This is a genomic window from Mesorhizobium sp. P171375 (assembly GCF_057786075.1).
On the sequence record NZ_JBYNWF010000001.1, the window covers coordinates 2,708,491 to 2,723,448 of the forward strand.

At 56.9% G+C, this 14,958-nt stretch carries 20 protein-coding genes and 4 pseudogenes; 16 read left to right on the top strand and 8 right to left on the bottom strand.

Annotation, left to right across the window (positions count from 1 at the left end; all coding sequences use genetic code 11):
• Window positions 1-36: 36 nt before the first annotated feature.
• Window positions 37-133, bottom strand: a pseudogene (locus ACYHH6_RS12970) (DUF1236 domain-containing protein); the annotation flags it as partial.
• A 510-nt stretch (window positions 134-643) separates the two neighbouring features.
• Here ACYHH6_RS12970 and ACYHH6_RS12975 point away from each other — a divergent pair.
• From ACYHH6_RS12975 to ACYHH6_RS13005, 7 genes and pseudogenes are all read left to right on the top strand, one after another.
• Window positions 644-984: pseudogene (locus ACYHH6_RS12975) on the top strand (low affinity iron permease family protein).
• A gap of 550 nt (window positions 985-1,534) precedes the next feature.
• Window positions 1,535-2,032: a YidB family protein gene (locus ACYHH6_RS12980; RefSeq protein ID WP_352591640.1), complete on the top strand. Its 498-nt coding sequence runs from the start codon at window positions 1,535-1,537 to the stop codon at window positions 2,030-2,032.
• Window positions 2,025-2,291, top strand: a pseudogene (locus tag ACYHH6_RS12985) (DUF4112 domain-containing protein); the annotation flags it as partial. The gene ACYHH6_RS12980 and the pseudogene ACYHH6_RS12985, both read left to right, overlap by 8 nt.
• A gap of 95 nt (window positions 2,292-2,386) precedes the next feature.
• Window positions 2,387-2,446 carry a hypothetical protein gene (locus ACYHH6_RS12990; protein WP_488500512.1) on the top strand — a complete coding sequence of 20 codons (60 nt, stop codon included), beginning with the start codon at window positions 2,387-2,389 and terminating at the stop codon, window positions 2,444-2,446.
• A 126-nt stretch (window positions 2,447-2,572) separates the two neighbouring features.
• Window positions 2,573-2,824, top strand: a complete 252-nt coding sequence (locus ACYHH6_RS12995; protein WP_352591637.1) for a GlsB/YeaQ/YmgE family stress response membrane protein — start codon at window positions 2,573-2,575, stop codon at window positions 2,822-2,824.
• Window positions 2,825-3,205: 381 nt separating this feature from the next.
• Entirely contained in the window at window positions 3,206-3,682 is a 477-nt protein-coding gene (locus tag ACYHH6_RS13000) for a YciE/YciF ferroxidase family protein (protein ID WP_352591634.1), read from the top strand.
• Between the two features lie 345 nt (window positions 3,683-4,027).
• On the top strand, window positions 4,028-4,879 hold the full coding sequence (locus ACYHH6_RS13005) for a PRC-barrel domain-containing protein (protein WP_352591631.1): 852 nt from the start codon (window positions 4,028-4,030) through the stop codon (window positions 4,877-4,879).
• A gap of 115 nt (window positions 4,880-4,994) precedes the next feature.
• On the opposite strand, the gene ACYHH6_RS13010 is transcribed toward ACYHH6_RS13005, so the two are convergent.
• On the bottom strand, window positions 4,995-6,071 hold the full coding sequence (locus ACYHH6_RS13010; RefSeq protein ID WP_352591628.1) for a sensor histidine kinase: 1,077 nt from the start codon (window positions 6,069-6,071) through the stop codon (window positions 4,995-4,997).
• Between ACYHH6_RS13010 and ACYHH6_RS13015 the strand changes: the two genes are divergently transcribed.
• From ACYHH6_RS13015 to ACYHH6_RS13045, 7 genes are all read left to right on the top strand, one after another.
• The gene (locus tag ACYHH6_RS13015; RefSeq protein WP_488500436.1) at window positions 6,072-6,206 is read left to right on the top strand and encodes a hypothetical protein; all 135 of its coding nucleotides are present in this window, start codon (window positions 6,072-6,074) and stop codon (window positions 6,204-6,206) included.
• Window positions 6,207-7,249: 1,043 nt separating this feature from the next.
• The gene (locus tag ACYHH6_RS13020; RefSeq protein WP_352591684.1) at window positions 7,250-8,110 is read left to right on the top strand and encodes an ATP-dependent DNA ligase; all 861 of its coding nucleotides are present in this window, start codon (window positions 7,250-7,252) and stop codon (window positions 8,108-8,110) included.
• Window positions 8,107-8,325 (top strand): hypothetical protein, encoded by a 219-nt coding sequence (locus ACYHH6_RS13025; RefSeq protein WP_352591625.1) that lies wholly within the window; start codon window positions 8,107-8,109, stop codon window positions 8,323-8,325. Before ACYHH6_RS13020 ends, ACYHH6_RS13025 begins: the two co-directional genes overlap by 4 nt.
• A gap of 117 nt (window positions 8,326-8,442) precedes the next feature.
• Window positions 8,443-8,661: a DUF768 domain-containing protein gene (locus tag ACYHH6_RS13030; protein ID WP_435053439.1), complete on the top strand. Its 219-nt coding sequence runs from the start codon at window positions 8,443-8,445 to the stop codon at window positions 8,659-8,661.
• 138 nt (window positions 8,662-8,799) lie between these two features.
• Window positions 8,800-8,985: a hypothetical protein gene (locus ACYHH6_RS13035; RefSeq protein ID WP_162712310.1), complete on the top strand. Its 186-nt coding sequence runs from the start codon at window positions 8,800-8,802 to the stop codon at window positions 8,983-8,985.
• Between the two features lie 351 nt (window positions 8,986-9,336).
• Window positions 9,337-9,558: a DUF768 domain-containing protein gene (locus ACYHH6_RS13040; protein WP_352591622.1), complete on the top strand. Its 222-nt coding sequence runs from the start codon at window positions 9,337-9,339 to the stop codon at window positions 9,556-9,558.
• 209 nt (window positions 9,559-9,767) lie between these two features.
• On the top strand, window positions 9,768-10,004 hold the full coding sequence (locus ACYHH6_RS13045) for a hypothetical protein (protein ID WP_352591619.1): 237 nt from the start codon (window positions 9,768-9,770) through the stop codon (window positions 10,002-10,004).
• A 157-nt stretch (window positions 10,005-10,161) separates the two neighbouring features.
• Here the strand turns inward: ACYHH6_RS13045 and ACYHH6_RS13050 are convergent, their stop codons facing one another.
• Window positions 10,162-10,470, bottom strand: coding sequence for a hypothetical protein (locus tag ACYHH6_RS13050; protein ID WP_352591616.1), 309 nt, complete (start codon window positions 10,468-10,470; stop codon window positions 10,162-10,164).
• Between the two features lie 88 nt (window positions 10,471-10,558).
• Between ACYHH6_RS13050 and ACYHH6_RS13055 the strand changes: the two genes are divergently transcribed.
• A complete protein-coding gene (locus tag ACYHH6_RS13055) occupies window positions 10,559-10,843 on the top strand; it encodes a hypothetical protein (protein WP_352591613.1) in 285 nt (94 codons plus the stop codon).
• A gap of 353 nt (window positions 10,844-11,196) precedes the next feature.
• Here ACYHH6_RS13055 and ACYHH6_RS13060 read toward each other — a convergent pair whose 3' ends face one another.
• The 4 genes from ACYHH6_RS13060 to ACYHH6_RS13075 all read right to left on the bottom strand — a co-directional run bounded on the left by ACYHH6_RS13060 (window position 11,197) and on the right by ACYHH6_RS13075 (window position 12,795).
• Window positions 11,197-11,592: a response regulator gene (locus tag ACYHH6_RS13060; RefSeq protein WP_352591610.1), complete on the bottom strand. Its 396-nt coding sequence runs from the start codon at window positions 11,590-11,592 to the stop codon at window positions 11,197-11,199.
• 461 nt (window positions 11,593-12,053) lie between these two features.
• Window positions 12,054-12,170, bottom strand: coding sequence for a hypothetical protein (locus tag ACYHH6_RS13065; RefSeq protein WP_435053438.1), 117 nt, complete (start codon window positions 12,168-12,170; stop codon window positions 12,054-12,056).
• A 149-nt stretch (window positions 12,171-12,319) separates the two neighbouring features.
• The gene (locus ACYHH6_RS13070) at window positions 12,320-12,547 is read right to left on the bottom strand and encodes a hypothetical protein (protein WP_352591607.1); all 228 of its coding nucleotides are present in this window, start codon (window positions 12,545-12,547) and stop codon (window positions 12,320-12,322) included.
• 35 nt (window positions 12,548-12,582) lie between these two features.
• Window positions 12,583-12,795: a DUF3606 domain-containing protein gene (locus ACYHH6_RS13075; RefSeq protein ID WP_352591604.1), complete on the bottom strand. Its 213-nt coding sequence runs from the start codon at window positions 12,793-12,795 to the stop codon at window positions 12,583-12,585.
• Window positions 12,796-12,959: 164 nt separating this feature from the next.
• Here ACYHH6_RS13075 and ACYHH6_RS13080 point away from each other — a divergent pair.
• Window positions 12,960-13,801 (top strand): annotated as a pseudogene (locus tag ACYHH6_RS13080) (ATP-dependent DNA ligase).
• A 676-nt stretch (window positions 13,802-14,477) separates the two neighbouring features.
• On the opposite strand, the gene ACYHH6_RS13085 reads toward ACYHH6_RS13080, so the two are convergent.
• Window positions 14,478-14,675, bottom strand: a complete 198-nt coding sequence (locus tag ACYHH6_RS13085) for a hypothetical protein (RefSeq protein WP_352591601.1) — start codon at window positions 14,673-14,675, stop codon at window positions 14,478-14,480.
• Between the last annotated feature and the right edge of the window lie 283 nt (window positions 14,676-14,958).

Genomic DNA, 14,958 nt, shown 5'->3' on the forward strand with positions numbered 1-14,958 from the left:
CTTTTCTGGAGGCGACGGGCTGGATTAGCAACGTGCTCAGTCGTAGCCCTTGACGATTTTTGCGGGTGCGCGGATCCACGAGAACCGTGCGGTTGTCGATCACGACGTAGCGGTATCGGACGTTGCTACTTTCATTTTCTCCTTCGCAACGTCGGCATATGAACTTCGTCATCGGCTAGGCCAACCGAACTTCTAGGATTGCAAACCTTCACAGACACAGGCTTCGGTGGGCCGGCTCATGACTAAGGTCTGACCGCAAAGCGCATGGTCTTGCGGACAATGCTGCTCGGAACAGCCACTGCCTGCGCTCGTTGTTTGATGCAGATTGCAGGAGGAAGCTTGGATAGAAGTGTTGGCCAACCGCGCTGGCTGCTCGCGCCGATTTTTGCGGTGGCCATCACGTTCCTGATGATTGGAATATCCCTTGGCTGACAATCCCAACGTCTCCTTGGCCTTTGCTGCGCTGAGAGGATTCTCCTGCAGCGGAAAGTGGCGATCGAACCCTCTTTCCTGACTGGTGAGCGTGGGGTGAACTAATGTTTCGAGCCAAAGAAGTACGCTTCCTGGAAGCAGGCTTGCTCGCGGCAGTACCAATGTGCGTCGCTCTCGCTGCCCTGATTGCCTGGTTGACCGTGGCTACGACATGAACCGCATCCTTTTCGCGGCTGCCGATTTTCTTTCGCGGCCACCGGGCTTCTACGTCATCATGATAGCCATGGTGGCATGCACCGCCCTGGTGCCCTTTGGCATGACAAATGTAGTTACCTATGCGCTTTCAGTAGCGGCCATCGTGATCACGGGCATCGTCCTTATTCAGGGCTATCGAGACACAGCCGCAATCCACGCCAACTCGATGAGATCATCGTTTCACTGAATGAAACCAGAAACGATGTCGTCGGATTGGAGCACGCTGAGCCGGAGGAGATCCGGGAAAAGCTTATCGTGCTCGAAGAAGAAGCGGCAAACCGAGGACAGGGATCATGAGCGTCTCTGGCCCAGCAGACGACGTGGTCATATCGGTCGACCCCGTCACGGCATCTGCCCAGAGGAAACGCGCACCTTGGAAGCGTGCCAAGCGTCTGGCTAAAGATCGGGGTTGTTGCGCCTGTTCATCTGAAGAGAAGTCCTTTCGTGTCTTCTGCCTGTCGAGGGAAACCGGCATCGACCCCGATCGAGCCCGCGAGAGCTGATAGCATTGAACGAGATGGTACCGCGTTGGCGAACCGCCGCACGCCGAATGAATCGGCTCCCCCACAAGCTAGGAGGAACGCTGCCGCGACAACAAGGAGCCTGATCATCGAATTCACTCGGATGGTGACCTGCCTATATGACGCGGCTCGGCCTGGTAGGTTCCGTGACTCGGCCCAAGGCATTGGGTTCAAGGCTTTAGCGCAAGCGTAGCCTCGTAGCGGCTCTCTCACCTCGGTCGGACGATGCCCGGACAGCGACGTAACGATACCCAATATTAGATCGTCGTTCGCGGAACTTTTGTGAAGCTGAGTCCTTCCTCCATTGAAGCGTGGAGGAGACCAAAATGGCAAATCTTGGAAGATTGGCGATCGCGATGCTTGGCGTCCTGGCGTACCAGAATCGCGACAAGATCGGCGACATGATCCGTGGGGCGGGAGATCGTAATCCAAACGACCCGCAAGGCGGGATTCTGGATCAGTTATCGAAAGGCGTGTCGGGGACAGCCCTAGGTGACATCCTCGACCGATTCAGAGGGGCAGGGGCAGGATCGAAGGTCGACTCTTGGGTTGGCACCGGGCCGAACCAGCCTCTCCAGCCAAGCGACGTCGAGGCGGCCATAGACGAAGACACACTCACTTCGCTCTCGATGCAGACGGGTCTTTCACGCGAGGACCTCATCAGCAGGATCACGCGAGATTTGCCCGAAGCAGTCAACAAGATGACGCCAGATGGTAAATTGCCCGCTGAGCCGACGCGAGACTTGGGTGAGACGACCCTGCTTGATGACGTGCCGACGCATAGGCCACAAGCTAAGAATTCAACCGGCCAGGACGATGTCTAGAGCAACAGCGCTGGACCGGGGCGATTTGATAAATCGCACACGCCCGGCCGCTGAGACGAGCCCGGAGGGCCATCGCGATTCTGAGGTGGCAAGAGCAATTGTCGAGTTGGATTTGTTGGCCGCGTTGCTTGATGCCCGCTGGCGCATTCCAGGAACATCAATTCGTTTTGGACTGGATGCCCTGGTGGGTCTGGTGCCCGTACTCGGAGATGTGGCGACGGGCCTGGTCTCGGCATATATCGTGATGCGAGCCCGACACTGCGGTGCTGGAAATGGGTTGGTCGCCCGCATGCTGGGGAACGTGCTGCTTGATACGGTAGGGGAAGCGTTCCTATTCTCGGTTCAATCTTCGATATCTATTTTAAGGCCAACAACCGCAACATCCGACTGCTTCGTCGTCACCTCCAGAGGTAGGCGGACTCTGGCACTTGCCCGGTAACGCGACCTTTCTGAGTGTAGCTCAGTATTCACCCGCGGAACTTTATTGGCTTATGGCACGTTTTCCGCCGAACCAATTTAGGTTCAAGGAAAGGGGAAAATATGGAAAATCCAGGTGTTGGTTGGATAGCTGCTATCGTCATCGGCGGTATCGCCGGCTGGCTCGCCGAGATGTTCATGAAAAGCAATATGGGAGTGCTCATGAACATCATTTTGGGGATCGTTGGCGCCATCGTTGCCAACGTCCTTCTCGGGCTGCTGGGCGTATCTTTGAGCGGCTGGCTTGGCTATCTTGTCGCCGGCTTTATCGGTGCATGCATTTTGATTGCCGTAGCTCGAATGATTAGACGCTGAATCGAGCTTGCACGTTCTTACTCGTGATTGAGGCGCGTGGTCCTAGGGATCACGCGTCTTTCACAACCTTCTTTCGACGCTCAATCCCTCGGGTTCAGGTCTGCTGTCCGAGCCAGCTTTTGAAGCCCTCTCCTGTAGCTCGCTCGCGCAGGGCGAATCTAACCTTGGTGGAGTTGTTGTGCTGGTTGCGGTACACCGCGAGCGCAGCGCTGACCGCATTAATGCTGGGTCTTCGCCTCTGACCACGCAGCAAGCTGTCGCAATTCCCCTATAAGCCAGTGTGACACTTGGGCAGGACGTGCCACGGCCGCGTGAAAGGCACGGAACCTTTAGCCTCGCCCGCTCTTTCACCCGAAGCCAATTCGGGCAAGGAGCATTGTAATGAAAACTCTAGCCGATATTTTCGAGCATACCCTGCAAGACATGTATTACGCGGAGAACGCGATTACCAAGGCCTTGCCCAAGGTGGCTGCGGCCGTGAAGGACGCCAAGCTAAAGAGAGCGGCCGAGGACCATCTCGAGGAGACGAAGGGACAGATCAAGAAACTCGAGCAGGTGTTTAAGTCGATCGGCAAGAAGGCGTCTGGCGAGAAGTGCGATGCGATAGAGGGGCTCATCAAGGAAGCTGACGGACTGATGGAGGAAGCGTCAGGAACGGCCCTCGATTCCGGCCTGCTGGCAGCTTGTCAGGCAGTCGAGCACTATGAGATATCCCGGTACGGCTCGCTGCGGGAATGGGCAAAGGATCTTGGGCATGATGAGGCGCACAAGTTGCTCAGCGAGATCCTCGACCAGGAAAAAGCAACCAACAACAAGCTGACGAACCTAGCGGTTACGTCGATCAACAGGACAAATTGATCCTCAGGGCATTCATGGCTGCGAACAGTTGATCCTAGCCTCTGGGGTTGAACATAGCGCCTCTAGGCGCCCGATGGAGTCGGTCGCCTCACTATGCACCTCACGATGATCAAGGCGAGGGTGGAAGGGTGCGCCATTCTCCGCTCCCAGAAGGTTGCTGCTCCTTAAGATGCTGGGGAGTTTGCGGCTTTCCGACGAAATGGGAATGCATTCGGCCGGCGAAAGGAACTGTGTGTCACCAAGCCCGTTGTGAATTGGCAAACGGTGCCGCGTTCGGCCAACGGTTGCAATTAGTTAAGCCGAACGCGGCGTGCATCAACACTTAACGCACGAAGGAAACGTAACATGCTCCGCAAACTTTTGGCTACCACAGCAATTGCCACGCTCCTCACTGCCGGTGTGTGGGCCACGGGAGCCACAGCCGAAGATGCTACAAAGCCCGCAGCAGCGACCACTACAACTGCTGCGCCTGCGACAACGGCGGAAGGATCCTTGGTCACCAAGATCATTGGCGCCGACGTCTACGACAGTGCCGCTGACGACGCCGCGAAGATCGGGGATGTGAAAGACATCGTCATCTCCAATGACGGAAAAGCCAAATATATTGTCATCGGCGTCGGTGGGTTCCTGGGCATTGGGGAAAAGAACGTCGCTTACGATTTCAGCAAGGCCCAATGGGTCGAGAAGAAGGGTGAACGCTGGCTGGTCGCCAAGACCAGCAAGGAAGACCTCACCGCGCAGCCCGACTTCGACCTGAAGGCCTACGACACGACGGCTTCGAATGCCGCCGCGCCGGCCAACAACGAACCTGCAGCTACAACGACCGACAACACAGCAACAGCTGCCATCGACAAGGCGTCGCTGACCGAGCTGCCGGTGGACAAGATCAGCACCAATGACTTTGTCGGCACCACCGTCTATGGCGCTGATGATGCAAAGGTCGGCGAGATTGGCGACGTGGTTCTAAGCACCGACAAGAAGGTTGATGCCGTGATCGTCGACGTCGGCGGCTTTCTCGGTATGGGAGAAAAACAGGTGGCCGTGGGCCTCGAGAAGCTGAAGTTCATGGCCGACAAGGACGGCAATCGCTATCTCTACACCAATTTCACCAAGGCCCAGCTGGAAGCGCAGACCGCTTACGACAAGGGCACGTATGCCCAGAATCGTGACAAACAGCGGATTGTTATCAGTCAATAGTTGGAAGTGGCCCGCGCCTTAACCGGCGCGGACCGTCCATCAAGGTGGTACTTGAAGAGACGGTGGCTACATCTGGCAAACTTTATGCAATGGCTAAAGGACGTAGCGGCATTCCTTAGCCCGTTGCGGCCGATCGTTTGAACATAATCGTAACTTTCGTGCCTTCAGTAGAACTTGACACGACGTCAAAAGAGGCCTTGGCGTTCTCAGTCAATGAACGCGCGATCAGTGCGCCGAGTTTGCCCGGCTTGGGCCAGGTCTCTCCATCAGGTAAACCAACCCCGTCGTCCGCGATTATTATCCGGCAACCGTCACCATCGACAATGCTATGAAGTGTTATAGTTCCGCCTTCTCGTCCCTTAAAGCCATGTTTGAGTGCGTTCGTCAGCAGTTCGTTCACAACCAGCCCGGTTGGCATGGCTACATTGATCGACACCGGATAGGTGTCCACCTTCATGTCTAGCCGTATGCCCTCAACGGCATGCGAGGCCATGACTGCTGAGGCTATCTGGCTTAGATAGATACCCAGATCGACCTCGTCCTTCTGCTCGTCGGCCGATAGCGTCTGATAGAGGATTGCCAGCGCATCAACGCGCCCCGCCAGCCGCTCGAAACGTTTCTGATCAGGCTCCTCTGCGTTGCGGGTTTCCAGCCGGATGAGTGCCGTGATCATCTGAAGATTGTTTTTCACCCGATGCTGGAGCTCGCGCAGCAGAGTATCCTTTTCGCGGACAAGCTCATCAACCGTGGGCGCTGCTCCACCATGGATCGTAACGTCCACAAGGGCAACAAGTCGAAAGCAAGCCTTGCCGTTGTCGTCTACGATCACATTTGAGTATGCATCAACCACGGTCGGTTCGTCGACGCCGCGCTCCAGGCGAAAAGTTCCCACGAAATCGGTTTCTGTTACAATGCTGTCAGCCAGCACACTGTCCTGCTGTTCATGGAGGCCAAACCCGGAAAGCGCTGCCCAGTTTTTGCGTGCCAAGCTGGCGGCTTTCAAACCCGAGAGCTTCTCAAATTCCGGATTGACATAAACGATCCGCTCCTCCGCGTTCATATCAGAAACGGCGATCGCGATCGGCACCTGGTCCAGGAACTTCTTGAATTGTTCGCTTTCCAGGGCGGTCGCGAGGTCAGGCGTATCGAGCAGTTGCTCGACGGCCTCGGCCTTCTCTGAATCGGATGTCATATGCGCGCCTTGATGGAGTGGATCAGATCAATATCAGCGATCGGCCTCATCCGCCACCGTGCGGGGATTCTGGCAACGCTTGTCATCGCGGCTCTGGTGCTGTCGCTGTCCTTTGCGGCACTCTCACCTCATTGAAGTCATGGAGATGACGCGGCCCGACTGCCGAACACAGGGGAAGGCCAAAGTAGCCGGGCCAAGGCATGGAAAGAGTTCCGCTCCTCCCCAGTCCGACGGACAGCATCGCGCCGGTTGAGCGCGAACGCAAAACTGTAGATCGGACCTCTGTGGACGATTGGAGCCCGCTACCGTCTACCCTCAAGGTCCGAGTGGGCTTTCTTTCGATTGACAACTTCTTTCCGCAGAGACTGTTTTGGCAAACTCGGCCTGTGCTCCCTCGCACGCTCCGAAGACCAGATGTCACCATCCTGGTCGGCGCACCGCGCCTTGACCGAACGCGCGGGCCAATTCCCATCAAGCGTCCTGGTTCGGCCGACGGGAAGGGGGGTACTTCCTAGTTTCGCCGCTACGAAAAGAAAAACCCGCCGACCAAAGTCAGCGGGCCATCTTCCCTCGTACTACGCTAGGGTTCCAAGGATTGGCCCCCCAACAACCCGTTGCCCCAGCCAACAACCCGGCGCCCCAGTGCTGACGAATGTTATATTAGCTTGCCAAAAACTTCGCTGTAGCGAACTGGCAACAGCGGCCAGAATTCGCTAATTGCGCCCTTTGCAACCGCTTAATCGTCAATGCCAAATCTAACCTCTTCGCTGAGTGGAGAAGGGTTGGGCCGATAGGCCGTAAGGACTAATTGCCCCAAATGTAAGCTTCGGCGAAACTATCTCGCGACGAGAGAATTCAAACCCTTACCCTCGTCAACCTTAGGCTCGCTGGCCCCTTGGCGGGCTTTTTTTGTTTTCCTCAACCTGGTTGAATTCCCCTTTTGGAAACCACGTGCCGTAACCGTTAATTCAACCATTTCTGGTATTTAGATGTGTGTGGAAGCGGCTCCGGCACACTGGGCTGGGTAGGGCGTAGCCTGCCGGAGCCGCCTGCGCAGTCGGTTGGGTGATTTGACCGCGCCGTCCTATTTTGGGACAGCGCGGTCAATGATTCGTTAAAATTTTCCGGAACTAATCAAGCGCATGCTAATTAACTCGCCGGTTGTGGGTGTGTTGATGCTGCGTTTGAAATTCGTCGCGCCTTTGTTGCCGACCCTTGTCGAGAAGCCTCCCGAAGGCGACGACTGGATTCACGAAGTCAAGTTCGACGGTTATCGATCGCAGATTGTGAAGGATGCCGGTGGGGTCCGCGTCTTCACCCGACGTGGCCTCGACTGGACGTCGAAATACCGCAACATAGCGAAGGCTGCCGGCGAACTTGATGAGGTGCAAAGCGCTATCATTGACGGAGAGATCATCGTTCTAAACGATGCCGGGTTGTCCGACTTCGCTGCGCTGCGCAAGGCGATTACCCAGCGGCAGAATGATCTGTATTTCGTCGCCTTCGACCTTCTGCACCTCAACGGCCACGATTTGCGAGACATGCCGCTGGAAGACCGGCGCGAGATACTGGCCGCGATGATACCAGAAGGGCGCCGCATCCAATTCAGCCAGTCCCTGCCAGGCGATTCCTCAGCAATCTTCCATCTTGTCGATCAGGCCGGGCTTGAAGGAATGGTTTCGAAGCGCAGGGACAGCGTTTACCGAAGCGGGCAATCGACCAGTTGGTTGAAAGCGAAGTGCTATACGGTCGGCGAATACGACCTGCTCGGCATTGAGCACGAGCCCGGCCAACCGGCCTTTGCCCTTATGGCCGAGCGCAGCACTGGCCGCTATGTCGGCTCTGCCTTCATCAATTCGAGCCGGGAGATCCGCGATCGACTCTGGAAGCGCGTCCAGGAGCACGCTGGCCCAGCCCCCAAGGGCATGAAGCGACCGTCGACGCAGTGGGTGAAGCCGGGCCTGATCGGCCGTGTGAAGCATTTGCGCGGCGAGGCAGACTTGCGCCATGCTTCGTTACAGGATTTTCGGGAAGAATGAGCAAGCGAGAGGCGGCGATGTCTGGCCCAAAGGTGTCGGCACTGGACGGGGAAATCCTACGAAATGCGTTCCATAAAGCGGTCCTTGAAGAGCAGCTCCCCCAAGATCGATGGCATGACTACGCCTCACAAATGATCCGCGACTATGCCGATGTAAAGGTGGTGGATGCCGAATTGCTGGATTGGATCACGCGCAAGTGGCCAGCGCCTTGCTAGACGCTCGGCAGCTAAAGGAAAGACCGGCGGCCTTCGTTCAAGGATCGTACAGCCGACGGTCTGACGCAGGGGAAGCGCATCAGCGGAACCTAATAAACGTCGTCAGCTTATCTTCTGATGAGCACCCGCGGCACCGACTTTTTGTATAAGTGGATTTCGGCCAACGTCCCCGAGACCGTCGGCGCCGACATCATTTCAGTTGCCGAACTTACTCAAAAGCTATTCGCCGACGCCAAAGCGATCGGCATCAGCAGTGTTGAGATCGAGGAAGAAACCGGCAGCTTGTACGAAGGCTCTCCTGGACGCCATCGTGCACCACGATGCCGGCTTGGCTGAGTGAGCCATCCTTGACCAGTGTCTGGGTCGCATTCTGTTTCGTCGGCATCGTGGTGGCACTGGTGGTGGTATGGTCGGTGAGGTTGTAGCGGCTTAGATGAGCCCGGCTTTAAACGCGAAAGAAAGGACCGGCGAATAATGGCCTTTACTGTCATCTGGTATGGAAGACAGGGCATTGTCGACAAGGAAATGTTCGATGCCGAGAAAGCGGCAAAGGATCACGCTATCGCGATGTTTCAAACCCGGAAGGGCGATGATGGAATCGTGGCCGTTGAAATTCGCAAGGAAAGCGGCGCTGTCGTTTTTAGCCATGCGGAGAATTAGAAGAACTTTTGGCCGCCAACTGCGCGATACGCTGCCGGCTCTGGAACGTAGGTAGTCGACAAAGGGTTGAGCTGACGGGAGTGAAGTTCCCTCAATTCGCCTGCCGCAGTCCAGCCCTGAAAGCGGGATCGACCCGCCGCTGCCATGAATGGGGCGGCGGGTTTACGAGCAGTTAAGGATTAGCGGAACCTAATTTGCTGCCGCAACTTTATCTCCCATGAACGAACGGCCGAACCCCAAAAAACTCGTCCTGGACCCTCAGCCGAGGCGGGAGACTAGCAAAGGGGTGTTGGTGGCAGATGCGGTGCTGCCCTTTGCGTTTTTTGCCCTACTCGCATTTTGGCTCCTTCAATGAGCAAGCGCGGAATCGACTTCCTCGAAAAATGGATCGCGGAGCATCTGCCGAACGCCTTCACCGACGATCCGGCGGCAATTACAGACCTTGCCGATCAGGCTATTGAGGCGGCGGAAAAAGAGGGCATCAGCCTGGAAGAGATCAGCGAAGAAGTCGGCAGCGTGTTCGACGTCATCTTCGATGCGATGCAGCATCGTGCCGGCGGCGAGGGTGGATGACCGTGCCGAAATCGAAAAGGTTCTGGATCGCTACAGGGATTCTGGCAACGCTCGTCATCGTTGCTCTGGTGCTGTCGCTGTCCTTTGCGGCACTCTCACCTCATTGAATCATGGACGTGACGCGGCCCGACTGCCGAACACCAGGGGAAGGCCAAAGCAGCCGGGCCAAGGCATGGAAAGAGTTCCGCTCCTCCCCAGCCCGACGCTGCATGGCGCCGCTTGAGCGTGAGCGCAAGGCGGCGCCCTTGAGTCCATACGGAACATTAGTGCTCTCTAACGGTTTAATTCGCCGTGTTCCGAAATCAGGATTGGCTAGGGCGATGGCGGCATTGGCGTTCGATCTCGTTTATTTTTCCGGCCTGACCGCAGACGACATACTAGGCTGCGTCGTTTCGCTGCTGGCGTGTTTGCTGCTATTTAAAGCTATGGCAACAGACCCGCCCTAACCGCCGGTTCCTAGCCGGCAATCGCCATTCCAATGCCGGCCCCAAGGCCGATGCCGAGGTCCATGGCGAGCTTGCCGGCCATATCGAGGGCGAAGGCGCGGACACAAGATTCTAGATCGAAACCGCGAATCTGTGAGTCCCCGGTTTGTTCTCGTCCCTAGACCTTATCGACAAGCGGCGCCTTCCGCTTCGGCGCCACATAACTCTCGACCAGGCGGCGAACGTGCTCAATATCGACCGTGACAAGGGGCCCAAGGCTGATCGTCACCTTGTCATCTTCGATGCGCGTGACCTTGCCCGTCAGTTCCATGTGCTGCCCGATCACTGCCTTCGAAGTCGAATCCACGACTGAATGCGGGATCGCATAAGAGGGGATTGTTACGCTGATACGCTCGGGTGTCACCCGCCCGCGCACAACGGCTGTGACGGCGACCTCATCGCCAACCTTGATATCTCCCCGAACCATAGCAAAGAGTCTGGCGCGGCCCGCCGGTTAGTCAAGGGATTGCTAATATGCGACCCGAGGCGCAAGTTTCCAACAAATGAGGCTTGTTTTGATCGCGCTTGTCGTCGCTCATAACTGGTATTCCGGCTACCATGATCCGGTCACCGGCTATGAATGCTGCGACGACAAGAAGGACTGTCGGGTCATCAGCCCACGCTACGCGGAGCCGCTGCCCGGCGGCGATTTCAATATCCGCACGGGAGGTGACGGCCGGTATTTCATCTCCAAGAAACGCGTCATGGAGAGTGAAGACAGCCAGTATCACATCTGCACATCCTCCCCGCCTTTGACTGTCCGCTGCTTCTTTGCGCCGCATACGGAGGCCAGCCGCTAGCTTTGCCTCAAGATGAGCGGATCCTAATAAGCGCGGTACCAGTTGCACATAGCCGAAAATTGATTTGAAAAACGGAGTTCCACGGACCTATAAAACGCTTTCCCGTTGCTAGAGGGCAACGGCGATGGATAAGCGGGCTGTTTCGGTATCATCTTTCGAGTGCGAGGTGCTGCGCAGCGCCTTTAAGAAATCCGTCATCGAAGAGAAAATACCTAAGCAGCGCTGGCGGGAACACGCCTTGCTTTGTTCCGCACCTATAAAGGTAGCGAGGACGTCGATCCCGAGCTGCTGGACTGGATTGTGCGGAAATAGCGCTAGAAGCAGCGACCATACGGATACAGGAGCTTGCGGCTCTAGTTCGAAGCTTCAGGTGCAGGCGGCTGCGCATTTAGGAGCGTTGCCAGGGCCGTTATGATCTGAGGCAGGACGAACGGCTTGGTTATCATCACGCTTTCCGGGACGCCCTCAGCGCCCCAGTGAATAGCACTGTCACCGCTCACATAGATCACGGGCAGGGTGGAGTTGGCTTGCCGCAAATGCCTGGCAACGTCCCAGCCCGACTGCCCAGCGCCCAACCGAATATCTGTGACAAGACCTTTGAACTCGTCCGGCTGCGCGTCAAAGGCTGCAATCGCCTCAGCCGCATTATGAGCCGTTACCACTTCGAAGCCAGCTTCCTGCAACGCCGTTTCGACGTCGAGCAGGATAAGTGGCTCGTCTTCAACGACCAGAATCGCCCCAACCATCATTTGTTAATGCCCCAGTCTTGCACTACTACGCGCACAACCGGGTATTCGTTCCAGCCGCTGGGCCGTTCTTCGACCTAATGACAATCCGCTCCAGGCGCCTGAGGCGTTCTAGGCACCTGCAACAGAAATGGCCGGTGCAGGGGTAGATAGGGGTGCAGACAACACCGGCCACTGCGGGACGATAGAGGCCCGCGCGTCGGCCAAGTTAGCGGCATTTTAGCAATCACGCAATTAACCCGATAAGCAAGCCACACTTACGACGAAAAGTAGGTCCCGCCATCCCCCTGGGCTGAAGGGCGGCGGGACCAACAACCGGCGACGAAGGAATTCAATCGACGGTGCTACATAATTCGGAGGATGGCCGGGGCGTTCCTGCAATCCGTCTGCTAGGACCTTATTGCCTCGCGATTGGGGACCTTGGTCCATTGGCCATGCGACGTCCGTCGTAACGTAGCTACAAATTAGGTTGTCAGTTGAAGAATTTGCAGCGCCCGACGTCCATGTCTTGTCGAACCATGGCCCAGCGGCGCGTAGAGGCGCAGCAACACGTTCCAGCCCTTGCCGGGCATGGTCTGCACCCAATTGTGTTCCTGTCCCGCCGGGCCACGATTGCTTATTTATCACTGGGGGTAAGCGCGGCAACGCCGATTGCTGTTTCGGGCGTCTTGCCGATGTCATCAACCATGTTGGGAATTGCGGGGTTTTCGTTGGCGCCGGCGGTCGCCTCTCACTTCTTGCAATCTGGGATCTTTTTCAATGCATCGTTCGCTTCCGCCTCAGTCTTATATATGGTTTTCGAAAGCTCTATGACGAGGGTTCCGTCTGGCTCCTTCGTGACCACCTCACACTGCTTCGAGACGGCATCCTTGGCGATCCAATATTGCGCCGTGTCTGCAAATACCGGTGCTGGAGACTGAATGAGCAGCGCTGCGGCGATTGCGATTCCGCGTAGCATTTTCTACTCCCTTTGGATCAACAAGCGAGACTGATTTAGGCCCGAAAGCCTGGTTTCACGGACTGATACGAAAGCTTTCTAGCCGCCTGCTCCAAGGTCGTACGATTGTTGCCGCACCTTCGGATCAGGTATCGAGCCTCAGGCATAGTCAGCTGAAATTTCCTCGCGATGCGAGCAACCTCATATGCCTCGTCAACTGATGCGCGGTCGCGGTCGCCATTGTCACCGTTGTTCTTGTCGTCCGTCATGGCCGTATCCTCCTGCTGAAAAGAACCAAAGCCTCGCCCAAAAGTTCCGAATTGCTTATTAGAGACCGCTAACGGAACCGAAACCACTCCGCTATGAAACCACTCCGCTATATTGAATCAAATTCGAGTTGCGTGGGGTTCCGATGGGTAAGCCTGCCGGCAGGATCCGGTTTTCGTTCATTCCTCCAGTGATGCCGACCCTTGTGGAGAAGCCTCCCGAAGGCGACCGATGGATTCACGAGGTGAAGTTCGACGGTTATCGCTCCCAGATCATCATCGACGACGAGGGTGTGCGGATCTTCACCCGGCGCGGGCTCGACTGGACGTCGCAGTATCGTGACCTGGCTAAGGCCGCTGGTGAACTTGGCGTCGAGAGCGCGATCATCGACGGCGAAATCATCGTCTTGAATGATGCTGGCCTGTCCGACTTCGGCGAGCTGCGCAAGGCGATCACCCGCCGGCAGCATGATCTGTATTTCGTGGCGTTCGATCTTCTCCACCTAAACAGCCACGACCTGCGGGACATGCCGCTGGAGGACCGTCGCGAGATCCTGGCCGAGACGCTTCCAATTCAGCGAAGCTCTGCCGGGCACCGGCGCCGCGGTCTTTCACCTTGTCGATCAAGCCGGGCTTGGGGGCGTGGTGTCGAAACGCAAGGACAGCCGGTATCGAAGCGGGACTTCGACAAACTGGCAAGGCGAAGTGCCACGCGATCGGCGAGTTCGATCTGCTCGGCGTCGAGCGTGAACCAGGCAAGCCAGCCTTCGCGCTGCTGGCCGAGCGCGGCACCGGCCGCTATGTTGGCTCGGCCTTCATCACCCTGCACCGCGAAATGCGCGAACGGCTTTGGAAGCGCGTCCAGGAGCATGCAGGACCGGCGCCGAAGGGCATGAAGCGGCCGGCAACAAAATGGGTCAAGCCGGGGCTGATCGGACGCGTGAAGCATCTACGCGGCGAGGAGGATCTGCGCCACGCTTCCCTGCAGGATTTTCGGGAGGAGACGTAACGGGTTTCGGTTGTAAACGGCTTCATGAGCACGTCATAATGTAGTGCAAGGTTATGGGCACCGAAGGGGTAGATTCCTCCGCGTTCGGTGTTCCCAAGACCTCCTATTTGCCCGGCTTTGACCGGGCATTCTTTTAGCTCTCAGGGTCGAGCTTTGACCGGATTTCTTGGACGGCGTTCACTATGGCGTCTGCCGTCGTGAGGTCCAGAGCCAAGTCCAGCATGCCTTCGGTTGTCTGAATCGAAAGGATGCCTAGAAGGCCCTTTTCGTCCTCAACCGATGCTGACATGAATTTCTGTCGGCACGAAAGGCAGAGCCTTTGCATTACGGCGCATCAATCACCTATGTCCACAAGCGGCGACTTTCGCGCAACACGGCATGATTTCAAGCGGACCAAGACGGCGCTTATTGAATGGCCAGTGCGACCCGGGTCTCTCCTTGGGGGTGCAGGCCGCACCGGTCACTGCGGGTTATGATTGGATCGTCCCTCGGCCGACCGTCGACCCGACCAAACCTGGCTTGACGGAACATTAGCTGTCGCTAAATGTGAGGCGTGCGGCAGGTGGTGCCCTCCATCGCCTGCCGAAGATCGGGCCTCCGATCGGCCCGCGCTTTCCGCAAGAGGCGCGGGCTTCCCGGTTCGCAAGAGACCATTCCTGTCAGGCCGGCAACCCATTCAACCTCTCGGAATCGCGTCCTTGCTCGCATCACCGTCCTTGTGCATCTGATCGTCAAGGGCGTCTGCTATCTTGAGTGACAAGCCAGCCACCTTATTTTTGAGCCTACCTGGTGCGTCTGGCGACGCTTGAAGCTTCTTGTTCGCTTCCCTGAACAGCTTGGAGATGCTGCTAAGCGTCAGTTCTTCGTCCGTCACAGTGCGTCTCTAGTTGGGTCGGTTCCGTCCTTGATTTATGGGCATCAGCAATCGGGCAATTGGCCTTAAGGCTCTACCCAGCCGAATGCAGAGGATTCTGGAGCGAGCGACGGCCTAGTCAAGCTGTCGCTAATTTATGCGAACGGCGCGGGAACAAATTTCCACAATCGCCGTTTTTTGCACCAGCCGGATGCATGCCCCAAGATCCTGTGTTCGGCATGTGCAAGGCCCGCTGCTAACGCCCTGGCAGCGGGCTTTTCAACGCCTAGGGCTTTTTGAGCAT

What these genes read in the sequence shown, in the direction of transcription:
- ACYHH6_RS12980 (WP_352591640.1), top strand. Translation starts at nt 1,535, where the DNA reads ATGGCAAATCTTGGAAGATTGGCGATCGCGATGCTTGGCGTCCTGGCG.
- ACYHH6_RS12995 (WP_352591637.1), top strand. Translation starts at nt 2,573, where the DNA reads ATGGAAAATCCAGGTGTTGGTTGGATAGCTGCTATCGTCATCGGCGGT.
- ACYHH6_RS13000 (WP_352591634.1), top strand. Translation starts at nt 3,206, where the DNA reads ATGAAAACTCTAGCCGATATTTTCGAGCATACCCTGCAAGACATGTAT.
- ACYHH6_RS13005 (WP_352591631.1), top strand. Translation starts at nt 4,028, where the DNA reads ATGCTCCGCAAACTTTTGGCTACCACAGCAATTGCCACGCTCCTCACT.
- ACYHH6_RS13010 (WP_352591628.1), bottom strand. Translation starts at nt 6,071, where the DNA reads ATGACATCCGATTCAGAGAAGGCCGAGGCCGTCGAGCAACTGCTCGAT.
- ACYHH6_RS13015 (WP_488500436.1), top strand. Translation starts at nt 6,072, where the DNA reads ATGCGCGCCTTGATGGAGTGGATCAGATCAATATCAGCGATCGGCCTC.
- ACYHH6_RS13025 (WP_352591625.1), top strand. Translation starts at nt 8,107, where the DNA reads ATGAGCAAGCGAGAGGCGGCGATGTCTGGCCCAAAGGTGTCGGCACTG.
- ACYHH6_RS13030 (WP_435053439.1), top strand. Translation starts at nt 8,443, where the DNA reads ATGAGCACCCGCGGCACCGACTTTTTGTATAAGTGGATTTCGGCCAAC.
- ACYHH6_RS13035 (WP_162712310.1), top strand. Translation starts at nt 8,800, where the DNA reads ATGGCCTTTACTGTCATCTGGTATGGAAGACAGGGCATTGTCGACAAG.
- ACYHH6_RS13040 (WP_352591622.1), top strand. Translation starts at nt 9,337, where the DNA reads ATGAGCAAGCGCGGAATCGACTTCCTCGAAAAATGGATCGCGGAGCAT.
- ACYHH6_RS13045 (WP_352591619.1), top strand. Translation starts at nt 9,768, where the DNA reads ATGGCGCCGCTTGAGCGTGAGCGCAAGGCGGCGCCCTTGAGTCCATAC.
- ACYHH6_RS13050 (WP_352591616.1), bottom strand. Translation starts at nt 10,470, where the DNA reads ATGGTTCGGGGAGATATCAAGGTTGGCGATGAGGTCGCCGTCACAGCC.
- ACYHH6_RS13060 (WP_352591610.1), bottom strand. Translation starts at nt 11,592, where the DNA reads ATGATGGTTGGGGCGATTCTGGTCGTTGAAGACGAGCCACTTATCCTG.
- ACYHH6_RS13070 (WP_352591607.1), bottom strand. Translation starts at nt 12,547, where the DNA reads ATGCTACGCGGAATCGCAATCGCCGCAGCGCTGCTCATTCAGTCTCCA.
- ACYHH6_RS13075 (WP_352591604.1), bottom strand. Translation starts at nt 12,795, where the DNA reads ATGACGGACGACAAGAACAACGGTGACAATGGCGACCGCGACCGCGCA.